This window comes from Enterococcus cecorum DSM 20682 = ATCC 43198, assembly GCF_000407565.1.
Classification (GTDB): domain Bacteria; phylum Bacillota; class Bacilli; order Lactobacillales; family Enterococcaceae; genus Enterococcus_E; species Enterococcus_E cecorum.
Genome location: NZ_ASWI01000004.1, coordinates 623953 through 639912, shown reverse-complemented (window position 1 = coordinate 639912; position 15960 = coordinate 623953). Strand labels below are relative to the sequence as shown.

Annotated in this window: 16 protein-coding genes; 1 reads left to right on the top strand and 15 read right to left on the bottom strand. The window is 35.9% G+C overall.

Annotated features, from left to right (window positions below):
* Positions 1 to 127: 127 nt before the first annotated feature.
* The 14 genes from I567_RS09150 to I567_RS09085 all read right to left on the bottom strand — a co-directional run bounded on the left by I567_RS09150 (position 128) and on the right by I567_RS09085 (position 14190).
* Complete coding sequence (locus I567_RS09150; protein ID WP_016251940.1) at positions 128 to 1327, bottom strand: dihydrolipoamide acetyltransferase family protein; 1200 nt, start codon at positions 1325 to 1327, stop codon at positions 128 to 130.
* Between the two features lie 14 nt (positions 1328 to 1341).
* Positions 1342 to 2373 (bottom strand): alpha-ketoacid dehydrogenase subunit beta, encoded by a 1032-nt coding sequence (locus I567_RS09145; RefSeq protein WP_016251939.1) that lies wholly within the window; start codon positions 2371 to 2373, stop codon positions 1342 to 1344.
* A gap of 19 nt (positions 2374 to 2392) precedes the next feature.
* Positions 2393 to 3361 carry a thiamine pyrophosphate-dependent dehydrogenase E1 component subunit alpha gene (locus tag I567_RS09140; protein WP_016251938.1) on the bottom strand — a complete coding sequence of 323 codons (969 nt, stop codon included), beginning with the start codon at positions 3359 to 3361 and terminating at the stop codon, positions 2393 to 2395.
* 28 nt (positions 3362 to 3389) lie between these two features.
* Entirely contained in the window at positions 3390 to 4718 is a 1329-nt protein-coding gene (lpdA, locus tag I567_RS09135) for a dihydrolipoyl dehydrogenase (protein ID WP_016251937.1), read from the bottom strand.
* A 323-nt stretch (positions 4719 to 5041) separates the two neighbouring features.
* Positions 5042 to 6811, bottom strand: coding sequence for a sigma-54-dependent Fis family transcriptional regulator (locus tag I567_RS09130; RefSeq protein WP_016251936.1), 1770 nt, complete (start codon positions 6809 to 6811; stop codon positions 5042 to 5044).
* Positions 6812 to 6938: 127 nt separating this feature from the next.
* On the bottom strand, positions 6939 to 7340 hold the full coding sequence (locus tag I567_RS09125) for a YolD-like family protein (protein ID WP_016251935.1): 402 nt from the start codon (positions 7338 to 7340) through the stop codon (positions 6939 to 6941).
* Positions 7337 to 8788, bottom strand: coding sequence for a Y-family DNA polymerase (locus I567_RS09120; RefSeq protein ID WP_016251934.1), 1452 nt, complete (start codon positions 8786 to 8788; stop codon positions 7337 to 7339). The genes I567_RS09125 and I567_RS09120 overlap by 4 nt, the downstream gene beginning before the upstream one ends.
* A 146-nt stretch (positions 8789 to 8934) precedes the next feature.
* Positions 8935 to 9480, bottom strand: coding sequence for a signal peptidase I (gene lepB / locus I567_RS09115; RefSeq protein ID WP_016251933.1), 546 nt, complete (start codon positions 9478 to 9480; stop codon positions 8935 to 8937).
* Positions 9467 to 10879, bottom strand: coding sequence for a S41 family peptidase (locus tag I567_RS09110; RefSeq protein ID WP_016251932.1), 1413 nt, complete (start codon positions 10877 to 10879; stop codon positions 9467 to 9469). The genes lepB and I567_RS09110 overlap by 14 nt, the downstream gene beginning before the upstream one ends.
* 90 nt (positions 10880 to 10969) lie before the next feature.
* Positions 10970 to 11191, bottom strand: coding sequence for a YozE family protein (locus I567_RS09105; RefSeq protein WP_016251931.1), 222 nt, complete (start codon positions 11189 to 11191; stop codon positions 10970 to 10972).
* Positions 11184 to 11696 (bottom strand): peptide-methionine (S)-S-oxide reductase MsrA, encoded by a 513-nt coding sequence (msrA, locus tag I567_RS09100; protein WP_016251930.1) that lies wholly within the window; start codon positions 11694 to 11696, stop codon positions 11184 to 11186. Before msrA ends, I567_RS09105 begins: the two co-directional genes overlap by 8 nt.
* 62 nt (positions 11697 to 11758) lie before the next feature.
* The gene (locus I567_RS09095) at positions 11759 to 12373 is read right to left on the bottom strand and encodes a YpmS family protein (RefSeq protein WP_016251929.1); all 615 of its coding nucleotides are present in this window, start codon (positions 12371 to 12373) and stop codon (positions 11759 to 11761) included.
* A 1-nt stretch (position 12374) separates the two neighbouring features.
* Complete coding sequence (locus I567_RS09090) at positions 12375 to 13286, bottom strand: SGNH/GDSL hydrolase family protein (RefSeq protein ID WP_016251928.1); 912 nt, start codon at positions 13284 to 13286, stop codon at positions 12375 to 12377.
* A gap of 61 nt (positions 13287 to 13347) precedes the next feature.
* A complete protein-coding gene (locus I567_RS09085; RefSeq protein WP_016251927.1) occupies positions 13348 to 14190 on the bottom strand; it encodes a DegV family protein in 843 nt (280 codons plus the stop codon).
* 131 nt (positions 14191 to 14321) lie between these two features.
* On the opposite strand from I567_RS09085, the gene trhA reads away from it, so the two are divergent.
* Entirely contained in the window at positions 14322 to 14975 is a 654-nt protein-coding gene (trhA, locus tag I567_RS09080; RefSeq protein WP_016251926.1) for a PAQR family membrane homeostasis protein TrhA, read from the top strand.
* A 32-nt stretch (positions 14976 to 15007) separates the two neighbouring features.
* Here the strand turns inward: trhA and I567_RS09075 are convergent, their stop codons facing one another.
* Complete coding sequence (locus tag I567_RS09075; protein ID WP_016251925.1) at positions 15008 to 15952, bottom strand: thymidylate synthase; 945 nt, start codon at positions 15950 to 15952, stop codon at positions 15008 to 15010.
* Positions 15953 to 15960 lie beyond the last annotated feature (8 nt).

Here is a 15960-nt window from a genome sequence, read left to right as displayed (position 1 = left end):
TAATCTTTAGCACCGACAGTTGTTAAGTCAACCGCTTCTGTTTGGACACACTGCGATTTTTCTTATAGTCTGCATTAGGCGCTAAAAAGATAAACGCCGCATTCAGTTTCATTTCAATCACCTCATCTTATAATACAAGTGCATATGGATGTTCTAAGTAGAAGATGACACGAGCTAAGAAATCAGCTGCAGGAGCGCCATCGATTACTTGATGATCAAATGTTAAACTTAATGGTAATTTTTGTTTTTGAACCACTTGACCATCTTCTAAAGCCAACTCGCTCATTAATGTACCTACACCTAAGATACCAACTTCAGGCGTATTCAAGATTGGTGTGAAGTATTCTACACCAGTTTTACCAATATTAGTAATTGTAAAGGTTGAGCTAGCATAATGTTCACCAGATAACGTACCATCTTGGGCTTTGCTGATACGATCTTGTAATGTCTTAGCTAAAGTTGTTAAAGTCATCTTATCGGCATCTTCAACAACTGGTACAACTAAACCATCATCTAGCGCAACAGCCATACCTAAATGAACAGCCTCTACTTCTTCTAATTGACCATTGCCATACCAAGCATTCATCGCTGGTTTGTCTTTCAAAGCAAGAATGACAGCTCTTGATAATAAGGTCGTAATACTTGTTTGACCATCATTTAATGGAATATCGGCTTTTTCCTTCAAATCTTTTCTGAAGGCCATTAAACTTGTAATATCAGCTTTTTGATGAATGGTAAGTTGTGCGCTTTGATGTAAACTATTCATCATACGTTGCGCAATCGTCTTACGCATACCCTTCAAGCCTTCACCATAGCTTGCAGGTGCTGCTGATGCTTGAGTAGCTACTTGTGGTTGATACATTTCTACGTCGCGACGTGTAATACGACCATTACCACCAGTACCATTAATTAATGAAATATCATATCCTTTGCTTGCAGCGATTTTACGTGCAAGTGGTGTAATAAAGATTCTATCACCACTACGAGCAACTTTAGCTTCTGGTGCTGGAGCTGCTTTTGGTGCACTTTCTTCTTTTGCTGGAGCCGGTGTTTCTTCTTTAGGTGTTGGTGCTGCTGATTGAACAACTTCGCCTGCTGCGCCAATTACTGCAATTGGTTCTTTACATGGTACTTCTTGTCCAACAGCTACCAAATTAGAGATAACCCCAGCTTCAGGTGCTTCTACATCGTGGGTTAATTTTTCTGAGCTAATAGTACATACGACTTCTCCTTTTTCCACGGTATCCCCTTCATTTTTGAACCATTGATCGACGGTTCCTTCTGTCATTGTCAAACCTAATTTTGGCATTAATACTTCTGTTGCCATGCGCACTCACCCCCTTATTTCTTTAAGTCGTCAATAATTTCTGCGGCTTCTTCCATTACGCGTTTTGCATTTGGTAAGTATAATTGTTCTAGATTTGTTGCAAATGGAACAGGTGTATTTGGAGCAGTGACACATTTAATTGGTCCATCTAGATAATCAAATGCTTTGTTTCCGATAACTGCTGCAATATCAGTAGCTGTATTATTGTGTGGGTTTGCTTCATCGATAACAATTAAGCGACCTGTTTTCTTCACAGAATTGATAATTGTTTCTTGATCCCAAGGGGCAACAGTTACAAGGTCAATAACTTCAACTGAAACGCCTTCTTTTTCTAATTTTTCAGCAACTTCTAAAGCTACATAAAGCATCTTACCAATTGTAACAATCGTTAAATCAGTACCTTCACGTTTTACTTTAGCTTTACCGATTTCTACAGTATAGTATTCTTCTGGCACTTCATCTTTTAAGCCATATAAAGTTTTATCTTCAAAGTATACCACAATATTATCGTCAGCAATTGCAGCATTTAATAATCCTTTGGCATCATATGGATTTGAAGGTACAACAACTTTCAAACCAGGAATTGAACCAAACATGCCATAGTATGAACCAGAGTGTTGCGCAGCGGCACTTGCACCGGCACCATGACAAGTACGAATAGTCATAGGAATTTTTGCTTTACCACCGAACATATAACGCATCTTAGAACCTTGTGCTAAAATCGTATCAAAACAGAATCCTAAGAAGTCGTTGAACATTAATTCAGGTACTGGACGTAATCCAGTTGCAGCAGCCCCAACAGCCGCACCCATATAACCCATTTCAGAAATAGGGGTATCAATCACACGTTCGCGACCAAATTTTTGCATCAAGCCTTTGGTTACACCGAATACACCGCCCCATGCATCTTCATTTTCTTCTTCTAAGTGTTTAACTGTCACACCACCAGCGATATCTTCACCAAGTAAGATGACGCGATCATCTTTTTCCATTGATTGTTCTAATGCTTCGTTGATGGCGTTCATAAATGTAATTCTTCTAGTCATGATATAATACTCCTTTCAATTAATTCACGTAAACATCTTCAAAGAGTGCTTCAGGACGTGGAACTGGACTATCTTGAGCAAATTTAATCGCATGTGCAATATCTTCATTTGATTGTTCTTCGATAGCTTTAATTTCTTTTGCAGTTAAGATTTTTTCTTTCTTCAAGTAGTTTGCGAAATCTTCAATACAATCGCGATCTGCAAAGGCTTTTTCATCTCCACTTGGAGCTTTATATTTTTGTTCGTCACCTTCGAAGTGTCCATAATTACGATAAGTTACGCATTCTAAGATAGTAGGTCCTTCGCCTTTACGTGCACGTTCAATTGCACGACCAGCTGCTTCGTAAACGGCAACTAAATCTTTTCCATCGACGCGTTCACCAGGAATACCATAAGCTGCTGCACGTTCTGCAATTGTCTTAGAACCTGAAGAATAAGTTTGTGGTGTTGATTCAGCGAATTGGTTATTTTCATTAACGAAAATTACTGGTAAATCCCAAATTGAAGCTAAGTTAATTCCTTCGTGGAAAGTACCTTCGTTAGCGGCACCATCACCAAAGAAGCATACAGCAACACTATCTGTTTTTAGATATTTATTACGTAAACCAGCACCTACTGCAATTGGGAAGCCCCCACCTACCATACCGTTGGCACCAAGCATACCTTTATCTACGTCGGCAATGTGCATTGAACCACCTTTACCTTTACATAGACCAGTTTCTTTACCATAAATTTCAGCCATCATGCCATCTAAATCACAGCCTTTAGCAATACAGTGACCATGACCACGGTGCGTACTTGTAATATAGTCTGCATCAGTTAAATGTGCACATACACCAGTTGCAATTGCTTCTTCACCAGCATATAAGTGTACGAATCCAGGAATTTCACCGGAAGTAAAGATGCGGTGTACTTCATCTTCAAAATGACGGATATCGTACATTTTCTTTAAGATCCATTCTGCTTTTTCCTTGCTAATTTTAGTCATGAAAAATTCCTCCTCATCTATTCATGATTTAAAAACTTTTTGCCACATCGCTAATGGTTTCAGATAAGGTTGGGTGAGCAAAAACCATTCGCGCGATTTCATCAATTGTACCTTCTGATTCTTTCACTGCTAAAATTGTATGAATCATTTCGGTTGCATGAGCGCCAATAATCACTGCGCCTAGAATTTGTTGATATTTACCTTCAATAATAATTTTGACAAAGCCATTTGTTTCTTCGCTAGCAATTGCCTTACCATTACTCGCATAGGCCATTTTCTTCACTTGAACATTTTCATAGCGTTCTTTTGCTTGTTCTAAACTTAAACCAAAACTTGCGACTTCCGGTTGAGTATAAAGACAACGTGGAATACTTGTTTGGTCAAGTGTATGTTTATCTTTATCGCAAATTGCTGCCACTGCACATAAACCTTCCGCACTAGCTGCATGTGCTAATTGATAACCACCTACTAAATCACCAATGGCATAAACATGAGGTTGGCTTGTTTGATAATGGCGATCTACTTTGACAAAGTGTTGACGTTCATCTAATTCAAGTCCTAACTGTTTGGCAAGTGTTAAATCAGCTCGCCGTCCAGTTGCTACCAATAATTTTTCAAATGGAACAACGACTTCATCTAAAACAACTGCATCTTTTTTCACTTCTTGAATTTTCGCTTGTGTATAAATCTTAATTCCCATCTTTTGTAATTGAGACTTGATGACTTTGCGCGCTTCTTCGTCTTCGGTTAATAAGATGTCTGGTGCTACTTCAACCAAGGTAACTTCACTACCTAATGGACGCATCGCAAAAGCTAATTCTACTGCGATAACCCCACCACCGATAATGGTTAATTGTTTAGGAAATTCTGTTTGTTTGAAGAAAGTATCGGTTGTAAGATAATCTGCTTGATCTACGCCATTAATTGGTGGCACAAAAGGTGAGCTACCTGTTGCTAATAGTAAATCTTGATAACCAATTTCCTTGCCATTCACCATTAATTTGCCATTTTCAAAGCTTGCTTCGCCTTCGATATAGTCTACGTGATTTGCTTTAAATAGTCCGTGAATGCCACCTTGTAATTTCTTTACTACTTGATCTTTTCTAGCAACTAATTTTGGAAATTCAAAGCTTATTTCTTGTTTTGCAAATCCAAATTTTGCTGCTTCTTGACCTGCTAGTACCCAATGTGCATGTTGGATATAAGATTTGGATGGAATACAACCTACATTTAAGCACGTTCCACCGATTTGGTTTCGTTCAATAACTGCGGTCTTCTTTCCATTTTGGGCTGCTTTGACTGCCGCTACATAGCCTCCAGGTCCAGAGCCTATCACGACTAAATCATAACTGGTCATTTAAAATCCCCCTTTCAGTTGACACTTGCATGTCGCAACACCCCTTTCTTCTCTTTACACTTTAATATAAGCAAACACCATTCCAACTTTTATTAAACGCTTACATTTTCACAATATTTTAAGTCGTATATACTGAAATATAGGTAAATAAACGTTTTTTTAAAGTATATTTTTCACAATGTTTCGTTCGGGTTCTAAGCGTTTTCATTTTGTATCATCCATTTGATACAAAATGTCTCAAATTGTATCAAAATGATTCTCAACCATCACTTTATATAGACAAAAAAACAGGAGCACCTACACAGCGCTCCTGTTTTTAATTCTCAATATTCTATATGATATTCTTTTATTTTACGATAAAGTGTTGCTCTTGAAATTCCTAAACTTTTTGCAGCATTCGTTACATGATAATGTTGAGATTTTAAAGCTTTCAATATTTCTTCTCGCTCTTGATTTTCAATTGATTCTTGCGCCTTCGTTTCTTTTTCCGAGAGTATACCTAACGTAATTAATTCTAAAATTTGTTCATTTGTAGGTTCTTCCTCTGCATAAAAAATATAGAGTCTTTCTAAAAAATTATTAAACTCACGGATATTACCAGGCCAATGATAAGTTCGCGCTATTTGCAGCAATCGTCCTTTCCAAGCAATCTGCCATTGGCGCTTTTCACAGAAACGATCTACTAAAGGAAGCAAATCTTCTAAACGCTCCCGTAATGGTGGAATGCTTAGTTTTCCTACATAAATCCGATAAAATAAGTCTTCACGAAATTCCTTAGCAAGGACACGTTTCCTTAAATCCTGATTACTTGCGCTGACGAGTCTGAAATCAACTGGTTGTGGTTGCCCATTCAATGGCACTACTTGCTTTTCTTCTAAAACGCGTAGTAAAGCCGTCTGCATCTTCCAAGGCATACTATCAATTTCATCTAAAAACAATGTTCCACCATTCGCTTGTAATATTTTTCCTACATGGCCTTCTTGATTTGCACCGGTAAAAGCGCCTGGTGCATAACCAAACAACTCACTTTCAAGCAAGGTATCACTAATCGAGCCACAGTTTACGGTAATTAACGGTCCTTGACGATATGGACTATTCATATGTAATGTTTTGGCAATCACTTCTTTCCCACTTCCGGATTCACCATATACGTGAACAGGCACTTTACTTTGCGCTAATTTTTGCACTTTTTTCAAAAATTGTTGGTACGCTGTATTGCTGCTCGGCACACCTACATAATGAAATTCGTTTTCCTCCGATAGTTTTTTATACAACTTGTAGCGATAACCCACCAATGCATTGTTAAAGATAACTTCTCTTTCTTCATATAACAAATCACGTGGTAACTGGCCTTGGATTCCTTGATTCATTTCGAAATAATCTTGATATTCATCGGGAACGTAAACAATCTGCTTATGTAAGTCACAAAGAATTTCATGGTCCAAATTTTTACCGGCATATTGTAATAAAGCCATTTTTTGATTGAGCTCTTCACGAATATAAGCATTACTAATCCGTTGTGTAATCGTCGTTAAAAACAGCATCGCTTCTTGAACTGAATTATTATTATAAGTAGAAATATCTAAAATACCAATCAAATCTTGATTTGAATCGAAAATTGGCGCTGCAGCACAACTCCATCGTCTAGAAGCAATCGCATAATGATCATCTAGAGACATAAACTCTGCTTGTTTATTATCTAAAACCATACCAATTGCATTAGTTCCTACATCTAATTCAGACCAACGACTGCCTACATTAAAATAAATTTCATTAGCATAACTTCTAGCTTGATAGTTTCCTTCTCGCCACAGAATAGTCCCATTTTCATCTGTTAATATAAAAATAGGTTGTTTAATATGCATGATTTCTTTAAAATGCTTACTCTCATTCTTTACAAGATGTATCAAAATTTGATGTTGGCGTTGACATGATTTTAACTCATTTTCTGTTAAAACAGTTTTAGGCTTTACCAAGTATGGATCGACTTGTTCGTTATAGCATTTACGCCATGAAGAAGCTATTTTATCTGGTAAGGATGTTAAAATTTCTTTATCGCCATTAACAAATCTTCTCCAAGTATCTACTTGCATGAAACCCACCTTCTTAAAACGCTTTCAATTATCTTTTAAAAACATCATTCCTACGTCTAGCATAATACAACTTTGTGAAAAAATCAATGCATACACTAAACGAAAAAGGAATGAAAAAGTTATGCTACTATTTATAAAAATCTATATCTATTATATTTTTAAAAGGAATACTTGTTTGATTAGCTAACAAAATACGTTTTCTTTTAAAATCTATTTTTGATATTTTTTCACATAATTCATTGATCTTCCCTTTATCTTTACCATCCTCTTCTTTAAAATAGTTTATTTTAATTGCTTGATTCTTATCATCTAATTGCGACAATAGATTTATCTTAAAATTCAACTCAAATAATTGATCTTCTGCAAGAAATGGTCGTAAATCATATTGTTTCCCTTTCATAGCAATCGTCTCAGCAAAACCATTTAAAGCTGCAAAGGGAGCAAATTGTGCCGCTCGATGATCTAAAGACATTGGAAAAACTGGAAAGTATTTTTGATAAGGCATTTGATTATTACATATACTACTCATTTTTTATGTCCTCCTATTTGATCATTGCGCATTCTCGCGGTGGAATAATCAAGTAAGGATGATGCCTTTAAAACAGCATTATCTCCATAACGCAAACATACATCTAATAATGCCGTCGTTAGCCGCTCTTCTCTTGCTAATTTTTCAGTCTGTCCATCTTCATAAGCCTCTAACGAATCATTCACAAATAATGAAAGTTGTTGCGCAGCTTGTTCCTGGGATTTTGGAAAAACCTCATGAAACTGAACAGAAACCCTACGAATATATACGTTAGGCTGAATGATTTGAGAAAATAATTGGCTAGCCGCTCGAACTAGCTGTTGACTAGATTGAGTCGCACAAGGTAAAGCAATCGTTCCTTTGGCTCCTTTAGGCATTTGTATTTCTTTACCCATTGCTTGATATCTTAAACTAAGGGAAAGATGCGTTGTCACTAATTGCTCTTTGACTAACTGAGCACTCAACTTATCAACCATTTCCTTCATGATTAAGTAAGTTTCTCCTATTTCATAGGCACGAAATAATACTTGTGAGCTACTAATACTATGATTTTTTGCTTGATAATTTTTGATGGCTGCCATGGTACACGTTTCAATTCCAAAAGCATGATCAATGAGTAATTCTGCTTGAATCCCAAATTCCTTAAATAAACGCTTGGCATTCAGTGCTTGGTCATCTTTAGCGAGTGCACACTTTGCAATATCTGCCATCGTATATAATCCTAACTTGGCTAAACGCTGACTAATCCCATGTCCAATCCGCCAAAAATCAGTCAATGGTTGATGATGCCATAACTGTTGTTGATATCTTTCTTCATCAAGGAAAGCAATCCTCACGCCATGCTCATCAGCTGGTGCTTTTTTAGCTAAAATATCCATCGCTACTTTTGCTAAATATAGATTTGTTCCTATACCCACCGTAGCAGTTATTCCAGTCGTTTGAACAATATCCTTAACAATTGTTTCAGCTAAAATATGAGGATTATCCTGATATTGATGCAAGTAAGGCGTCACATCCATAAAAACCTCATCAATGGAATACACATGGATATCTTCTGGTGCAACATATTTTAAATAAATTTGATAAATGCGTGCACTATAATCAATATACAGCTGCATCCTAGGTGGCACGACCATATAATCCAGTTTCAGATAGATATTCTTAGTTAACTCCTTTAAACTAACTGAATGATTGGCAAAACGATGATTTGGCGCTAATTTTTGTCTTTGTTGATTCATCTTTGCTACTTGCTCTTCAACCATAAATAATCGTGGACGTCCACCAATCCCAAAACTCTTTAATGCTGGCGTGACTGCTAAACAAATAGTCTTAGAAGATCTAGAAGTATCCGCTACTACTAAGTTAATATCTAATGGATCTAAATGACGCTCTACACACTCTACAGACGCATAAAACGACTTTAAATCAATGGCTAAATAATAATTCATTTCTCTCACCGCTTATACGAATGTTTGTTCTCTATTAAATAGAATAGCGTATTTTAGACGATTTGACTAGCATTATTTCTTTTTAAAACAAATGAAATAGGACAAAAATGATAAAAATACCAAAATTGTCCTATTTATCTCTTATATTAAATAATTTTTATATGTGTAAATGGATAGTATATACCGCATGCTTTTCCTAAAATTTGTTCACTAGAAACTGTACCGAATGAGCGGCTATCTTTAGAAATACGACGGTTATCCCCTAAGACAAAATAGCTATCCCTACCTAGTTTCTCTACTCCAAGCAAATCATCTAAACTAAAATCATTCATATCATAGTATAAGGATTGCTCTTTTTTAGAAAGATGGCTGTCTTTAAAATATTCTTTTACCGGTTTATCATTAATATACAATTGTTGCTTTTTATAGGCTAACTTTTCTCCAGGTAAGGCAATCACCCGTTTAATATAAGTGGTTCCTCCTTCTTGAAAAACAATCACATCAAAACGTTTAATTTTAGTCAAGCGTTCTACTAAAATCATATCACGATTATCTAACAGCGGATTCATTGAATTACCTTCCACCATCATGGGAATAAAAATAAACCCTCTTAAAACTAAGGCTATCCCTAAACTAATAAGTAAGTATTTAACTAGTAGCCAAAAAGAATCAAGATATTTAGTTGGTATCATTTTTTAATTCCTCTTTTAACTGTGTCAGTGCTTTTTGATAGCTCAAGTCTTCTTGTAAGTATTTGCTAAAAATAAGTGAATTAATTTTTTCCAACGTTTCTTGATCTAGTTTGCCAGATACCGGTAGTTTTTCTTCTGTTTGGATTTTCTTCAACGCCTGAATATAAGAGGCATCAAAGTCCTTACTATCTATTTTGATACCTAAAAATGCAAATAAATCACAAATTTCTTGTTGCTCTTTAGAAGATAATGGTTCTTGATTATTAAGCTGGTTATTAAAAGTATTCAATTGCTGAGCCGTTGGTAATGCAACCAAAATATCAGGTAGCAAACCTTTTTTATGCACCCAGTTTCCTTTAGGGGTTAACCATTTTTGCGTACTTAGCTTAATCTCAGAGTCTTCATCTAGGCTACTTACTAGTTGAACGGTTCCTTTACCAAATGTTTTTTGTCCAATGATTGGAATATGGGCACTTTCTTTTAAAGCTGCTGCCACTAATTCAGCAGCTGAGGCCGTCTGTCCGTCTACTAAAACAACAACCGGCTCTGCTACTTTAAACCCATGATCTAGTTTAGCATTGGCCTTATCTACTTGAGTCACTTGATTTTTTTCAGCAAATTTTACGATTGTCTGGCCATTTTTTAAAAACATGCTAGCTACTTTTTCCCCTTCGTCAAGCAAGCCACCGCCATTTTGACGTAAATCAAGAATAAAAGCCTTCACGTGTTGTTTGCGTAATGTTTTTATTTCATCTTGCAAATCACGGCTAGTCTGCACCCCAAATGTATCAATATGAATGAATGCGATTTGGGGATTATTAGCATCGATTTGACTCTTCACAGCAGATAAATGGACTGCCTTTCGAGTAATTGCTTTTTGAAAGACTTGTTGCCCACGTTTTAATTGCAAATGAACAACCGTATTTTCCTTCCCTTTAATTTGTGAAACAACTTCATCAATGCTCAAATCTTTGACTGGTTTTTCATCTACTTTTTCAATAATATCCCCTTTTTGCAATCCTGCTTGTGCGGCTGGTGTACCTTTTTTCGGTTGTTCGACAATGGTTACTTGGTTATCTAAAATACTCACCACTGCGCCAATCCCCACAATTTGATTACTTAATTTATCATTCAAAGCGGTTTTTTGCTCACCATCTAAAAGTGTCGTATAAGGGTCATCCAGTGAATCTAGCATGCCTTTGATGGCCCCCTGGGCTAATGTTTTGCGATTCACCTTATCATAATAGTTATCTTGAATTTGTTGATAAACATGATTCACCTTAGCCAACTGCGGATCGGTTTGTTGTTTTTCTAAAAAATAAACCACACTTCCCCCAATGGCTGCTGAAATAATGGCTACAACTCCTAATGATATGACCTGTTTTTTTAGAAATTTCATAAGTATACTCTCTTAATTTTATTTTGTTGAATCAATTATAACATAATTTCTATCTGCATGAAAAAAAGGAGAATAACTCATTCCCCTTTTTTATTGGCATTCTTCTTCATACTGTGCCCAAAACGCATCAAATAGGCTCATATTAGATAAGTAATCAGCATTCATTTCTAAATAAGATGACACCTCATGATAGTCTTGGCTATGTTTAGGAAACTGGATATCTTCACTCACCGATGTTGCAAATAGTTGTAACTCATCTAGATGACTAGGGCCTTTTTTACTCATTAAAAACTGATAAAAACTTTTAGTCATCCCAGTGCTCCTTTAAAAAGACCGCACGTCTAGCATGATTTCGAGCAAAGTTAGCCGGATTTTTCTTATAATATTCTTGATGGTAAAGCTCAGCCACATAAAATTCCTGAGCAGGTTCAATTTGGGTGACAATTGGTCGATCAAAAATACCACTGTCTTGTAACGCTTGTTTACTCTCTTGGGCAATTCTCTTTTGTTCTTCATCAAAATAAAAAATGACTGGGCGATAATTATCCCCGCGATCTTCAAATTGACCAAAAGCATCAGTTGGATCAGTTTGTTGCCAATATATTTCAACTAATTCCTTAAAACTAATGATTTCTGGGTCAAAAATAATTTCGACTGCTTCTGTATGTCCGGTGGTTTTCGAACAGACTTGCTCATAAGTTGGATTTGGCACATGTCCACCTGTATAGCCAGATAAGACAGAATGAATACCTGGTAACTCATCAAATGGCTGAACCATACACCAAAAACAACCGCCCGCAAATATCGCACGTTGCATAGAATCACTCCTTTATGATTGATAATTTTTATTGTAACGAATTCTACCATTAAAGAAAAGGATTATTTCTTCAAATAGGAAACTAGCTGAATCTCATCATTTACTAAATCAATTTTTTTAGCTTTTACATAGAGATGATCACCGAGTTCTAACTTGTTTAACTGAATCAAAACATATTTATCACTAGGATAGATTTCCACAAATTTTGGTAAATCATAACTGCGTTTCACCATTTTTAAAACTTCTTTGATGGGCACACCTAATGAACCAATCGACAAACTTTTTGCTTTCAATTGAATATTGCCATCTTCGGTTACAAATGGATCAAAATAGAGATAAAAAGTCATTGGAAAATTCAATACTTCAAATTTTCCTGTCAGCAAGGCTTGATTTTTCAACGTGAACTGATAATCGATTTTATTTTTTTGATTTACTTGTTTTAAATAATGTGATATCAAGGTATTTAGTTCTTTTTTCGTTGTTGAGACGGTAAAAATATCGCTTCCCTTAACTGCGATACTGGGGGCTGTTGGGATTTTTTCCCGGTCTTGACTCAAGCGGACACCAACAACAAAACAAAAGGCCAAAATAATCGCCATTAAAGCTAAGGTTGCCCATTTCCAATAATTGATTTGCTTTTGCTCTTTACGAAATTCAATTTTTCCAGGTTTTTCCATACTAATCACCTACCTCAGGATACCAGAGTGTTTTGGTTTTGCTAAGTTCATCCATCACAGCTTTAGCCATTAATTGATACCCCACATTATTTGGATGAAAGCGATCTTCATCTGATAACAACTCATTAACAATCACTGCTTTAGGCTTCGATGTTTGAGTCTTATTTTCATCTGCAGTCGAACTCGTTGTGCCAGTTTGGTCTTGCTGATTATCCACAATTCCTACTTGTGAATCATCCCCTTTAAATAAAACATCATTAATAGGAATGAAATAGACTTTCTTAAATGTAGCTACCGTTTGTTGACTTGCATCATTCCAATTTGTCACAATCTCTTGCATTTGTGTAAATTCAGGGAAATTCAAATAAAATGGATTATAGATTCCTAAAAGATAGATAGGAGCTTTAGGATTGTACTTGCGAATTTCTTGAATCAGTTGTGTCAATTGTTTTTGATATTGCTTTTGAGGCTTAACAAAAGTCTTTTCTTTCAAACTAAAAATATGCTCGCGAATCACTTTTAATAGATCATTACCACCACAAGTCAGTGTAATGATATTGGCCGAGCTTAGCGTTTTTTGCATTTTCTCATTCTTTCTTAAACGTTTAAGAATCTGATCACTTCGATCGCCAGCTTTACCAAAATTATCAAATTCAATACTGGTTAACTGATACTTATTTTGTAACAAATCAGCCACAATTGGAACAAAGCCGCCTTTATGTGTGTCATCCCCGACTCCTTCTGTAAGAGAATCCCCTAAAGCAACATAATTCAATCTGCGTATTTCTTGATTTGTTGGTGTTGCATCATTTTTTAGCATCGCCGGCTGTTTAGGAATCAATTTAAAAAAGCAGACACTTGCAAATAAGAAAATGATTCCCATAAAAAGAAAATATTTTACTGAATTTTTCATGCTGATTTTCACCTAATTCTGTTAAAAAGATGAGGCACTTGAAAGCAACCTCATCTTAAAACTATTCATAATAATACATAATTGCAAATGCTCCAGGACCAGTATGCGTGGCAATAATTGGGGTAGTATGCAAAAATGGTATATGCATTTTAGGAAATCTAGCTTGCAACTCTTCTTTAAAACGTGCGATTTGCTCATGACTTCCTGCATAGGAAATACCAATTTGTTTGATATTTGGAATTTGAGCGATTTCTGACAAAAAGTCTTCGAACCACTTACTAAAAGTTTTGGCACCGCGACCTTTAATGACTGGCTTGAGCTCACCATGTTCAAAACTCATAACGATGCGCACATTTAAAAAGCTTGAAATTAAACCCTTCGCGCGCGAAATACGGCCACCTTTAACCAGATTATCCAATGTTGAAACACCAATATATAATTTGGTTTTACTTTGGATATCTTCTACAATTGGCAATACTTCATCTAAAGTTTTACCTTCTTTAGCTAATTGAGCTGCACGAATCACTTGGAAAGATAAACCTTGGTCTGTGGTATCAGAATCAAGTACCACAACATTAGCCTTTGAAAGTTGACTAGCTTGTCTAGCAGCTTCAACTGTTCCACTCAGTCCTTTTGACATGTGAATTGATAAAATATCCGAACCATCAGCACCTAACTGATCATATAATTCTACAAATTGTCCAATTGGCGGTTGGCTAGTTTTAGGTAATTCGTGACTTGCAGCCATTTTTTCCATGAAGACTTCTCCAGGTAATTGGTCGTCATCTGCATAAATCACTCCATCAATCATAACTGACAATGGCATTACGTGAATATCTAAATCATCACGTGTTGAAATCTCCATCGTACATGAAGAATCCGTAACAATTTTTAATTTTTTCATGAATCCATCCACTCTCTTTTAAATACTACTATTATTTTGACAGCAATTAGGGTAAAATAATAACTATACGAATAGTATAACAGAAAATTTTATTGTTTTCATCTATTTCATGATAAGGAGAGTGAATTTTGATGGAAAATAAAAATTTTAGCAAAAGATATTTAATTGTTAACGAAATCTTCAATGCTATCACCCATGGAATAGGTTTTGGCCTAAGCATTGCAGGTTTAGTCATTCTGTTAGTAAAAGGTGCAAAGTTAGGTTCGGCCATTCATATCGTGAGTTATGCTATCTATGGTTCGACCATGATTTTACTCTTTTTATTTTCTACCCTTTTTCATAGCTTGATTTTTACGAAAGCACGGAAAGTTTTTCAAGTATTTGATCATGATTCGATTTTTCTACTGATTGCTGGCAGTTATACACCGTTTTGTTTATTAAGCATTAAAGGTTGGCTGGGTTGGTTACTGTTTGCCTTGATTTGGCTTATCGCAATCATCGGTATCGTATATAAGTCAATTACTTTGCATAAAGTAAAACAGCTTTCACACTTTTCAACCATAGTTTATATTATCATGGGTTGGCTTTGTGTCATTGCCTTTAAACCGCTCGTAAATAGTCTTGGAACCATCGGCACGTGGTTATTAGCATTAGGTGGTATTTCCTATACAATCGGTGCTTTCTTCTATAGCCTAAAGAATGTTAGATTTATGCATGTAGTTTGGCATCTTTTTGTCATGTTAGGCGCAATTTTAATATACTTTTCCGTTTTGTACTACACATAAAAAACATCTAGGAGACGTCCTAGATGTTTTTTCTATACAGCAATTGGTGCTTTGATGGTTGGATAAGGATCATAACCTTCTATTTTGATGTCCTCCATCGTAAAATCAAAAATATCTTTCTTATCTGGATTTAACCACAATTTAGGCAAAGCACGTGGCGTACGTGAAAGTTGCTCTTGCATTTGCTCAAAATGATTACTATAAAGATGGGCATCTCCCAGCGTATGAATAAATTCACCGACTTGTAATCCGGTTTGGTGAGCAATCAAATGGGTCAGTAAAGCATAACTAGCAATATTAAATGGCACACCTAGAAAAACATCCCCACTTCTTTGATATAATTGGCAACTCAATTTACCATCTGCCACATAAAATTGGAATAATGTATGACAAGGTGGTAAAGCCATCGAAGGAATATCTTCAGGATTCCAAGCTGATACAATCAATCTTCTAGAATCTGGTGTATTTTTAATTTGTTCGATTACGTCGCTGATTTGGTCAATGACTTCCCCACGACTTGTTTGCCAGTGACGCCATTGATAGCCATATACCTTCCCTAAATCACCAAATTTTTGTGCAAAAGCATCGTCCGTTAAAATGCGTTGGTAAAAATCTGCAAGTTGCGCTTGATAGACTTGATTAAATGCTTCATCAACTAAACAACGACGCCCAAAATCAGTCATATCAGGTCCTTGATAATCTGGACTTTCAACATAATTTTTAAAGGCCCATTCATCCCAAATATGATTATTATGCGCTAAAAGAAAACGAATATTGGTATCGCCTTTTAAAAACCATAATAATTCACTTTTAATCAATCCAAAAGGAACACGCTTCGTTGTTAATAAAGGAAAACCAGCAGCTAGATCAAACCGCATTTGATAACCAAAAATGCTCTTAGTTCCTGTGTTGGTACGGTCATTTTTGATATGTCCTTCATTTAATATTTTATGTCCTAAATCCAGATATTGTTTCACTTTCTCCA

Bases quoted from the DNA above. Each gene is read 5' to 3' on its own strand.
- I567_RS09090 (WP_016251928.1), bottom strand. From the start codon at position 13,286: ATGAAAAATTCAGTAAAATATTTTCTTTTTATGGGAATCATTTTCTTA.
- I567_RS09125 (WP_016251935.1), bottom strand. From the start codon at position 7,340: ATGAGTAGTATATGTAATAATCAAATGCCTTATCAAAAATACTTTCCA.
- lpdA (WP_016251937.1), bottom strand. From the start codon at position 4,718: ATGACCAGTTATGATTTAGTCGTGATAGGCTCTGGACCTGGAGGCTAT.
- I567_RS09110 (WP_016251932.1), bottom strand. From the start codon at position 10,879: ATGAAATTTCTAAAAAAACAGGTCATATCATTAGGAGTTGTAGCCATT.
- I567_RS09095 (WP_016251929.1), bottom strand. From the start codon at position 12,373: ATGGAAAAACCTGGAAAAATTGAATTTCGTAAAGAGCAAAAGCAAATC.
- I567_RS09150 (WP_016251940.1), bottom strand. From the start codon at position 1,327: ATGGCAACAGAAGTATTAATGCCAAAATTAGGTTTGACAATGACAGAA.
- I567_RS09120 (WP_016251934.1), bottom strand. From the start codon at position 8,788: ATGAATTATTATTTAGCCATTGATTTAAAGTCGTTTTATGCGTCTGTA.
- I567_RS09105 (WP_016251931.1), bottom strand. From the start codon at position 11,191: ATGACTAAAAGTTTTTATCAGTTTTTAATGAGTAAAAAAGGCCCTAGT.
- lepB (WP_016251933.1), bottom strand. From the start codon at position 9,480: ATGATACCAACTAAATATCTTGATTCTTTTTGGCTACTAGTTAAATAC.
- msrA (WP_016251930.1), bottom strand. From the start codon at position 11,696: ATGCAACGTGCGATATTTGCGGGCGGTTGTTTTTGGTGTATGGTTCAG.
- I567_RS09085 (WP_016251927.1), bottom strand. From the start codon at position 14,190: ATGAAAAAATTAAAAATTGTTACGGATTCTTCATGTACGATGGAGATT.
- I567_RS09130 (WP_016251936.1), bottom strand. From the start codon at position 6,811: ATGCAAGTAGATACTTGGAGAAGATTTGTTAATGGCGATAAAGAAATT.
- I567_RS09145 (WP_016251939.1), bottom strand. From the start codon at position 2,373: ATGACTAGAAGAATTACATTTATGAACGCCATCAACGAAGCATTAGAA.
- I567_RS09140 (WP_016251938.1), bottom strand. From the start codon at position 3,361: ATGACTAAAATTAGCAAGGAAAAAGCAGAATGGATCTTAAAGAAAATG.
- trhA (WP_016251926.1), top strand. From the start codon at position 14,322: ATGGAAAATAAAAATTTTAGCAAAAGATATTTAATTGTTAACGAAATC.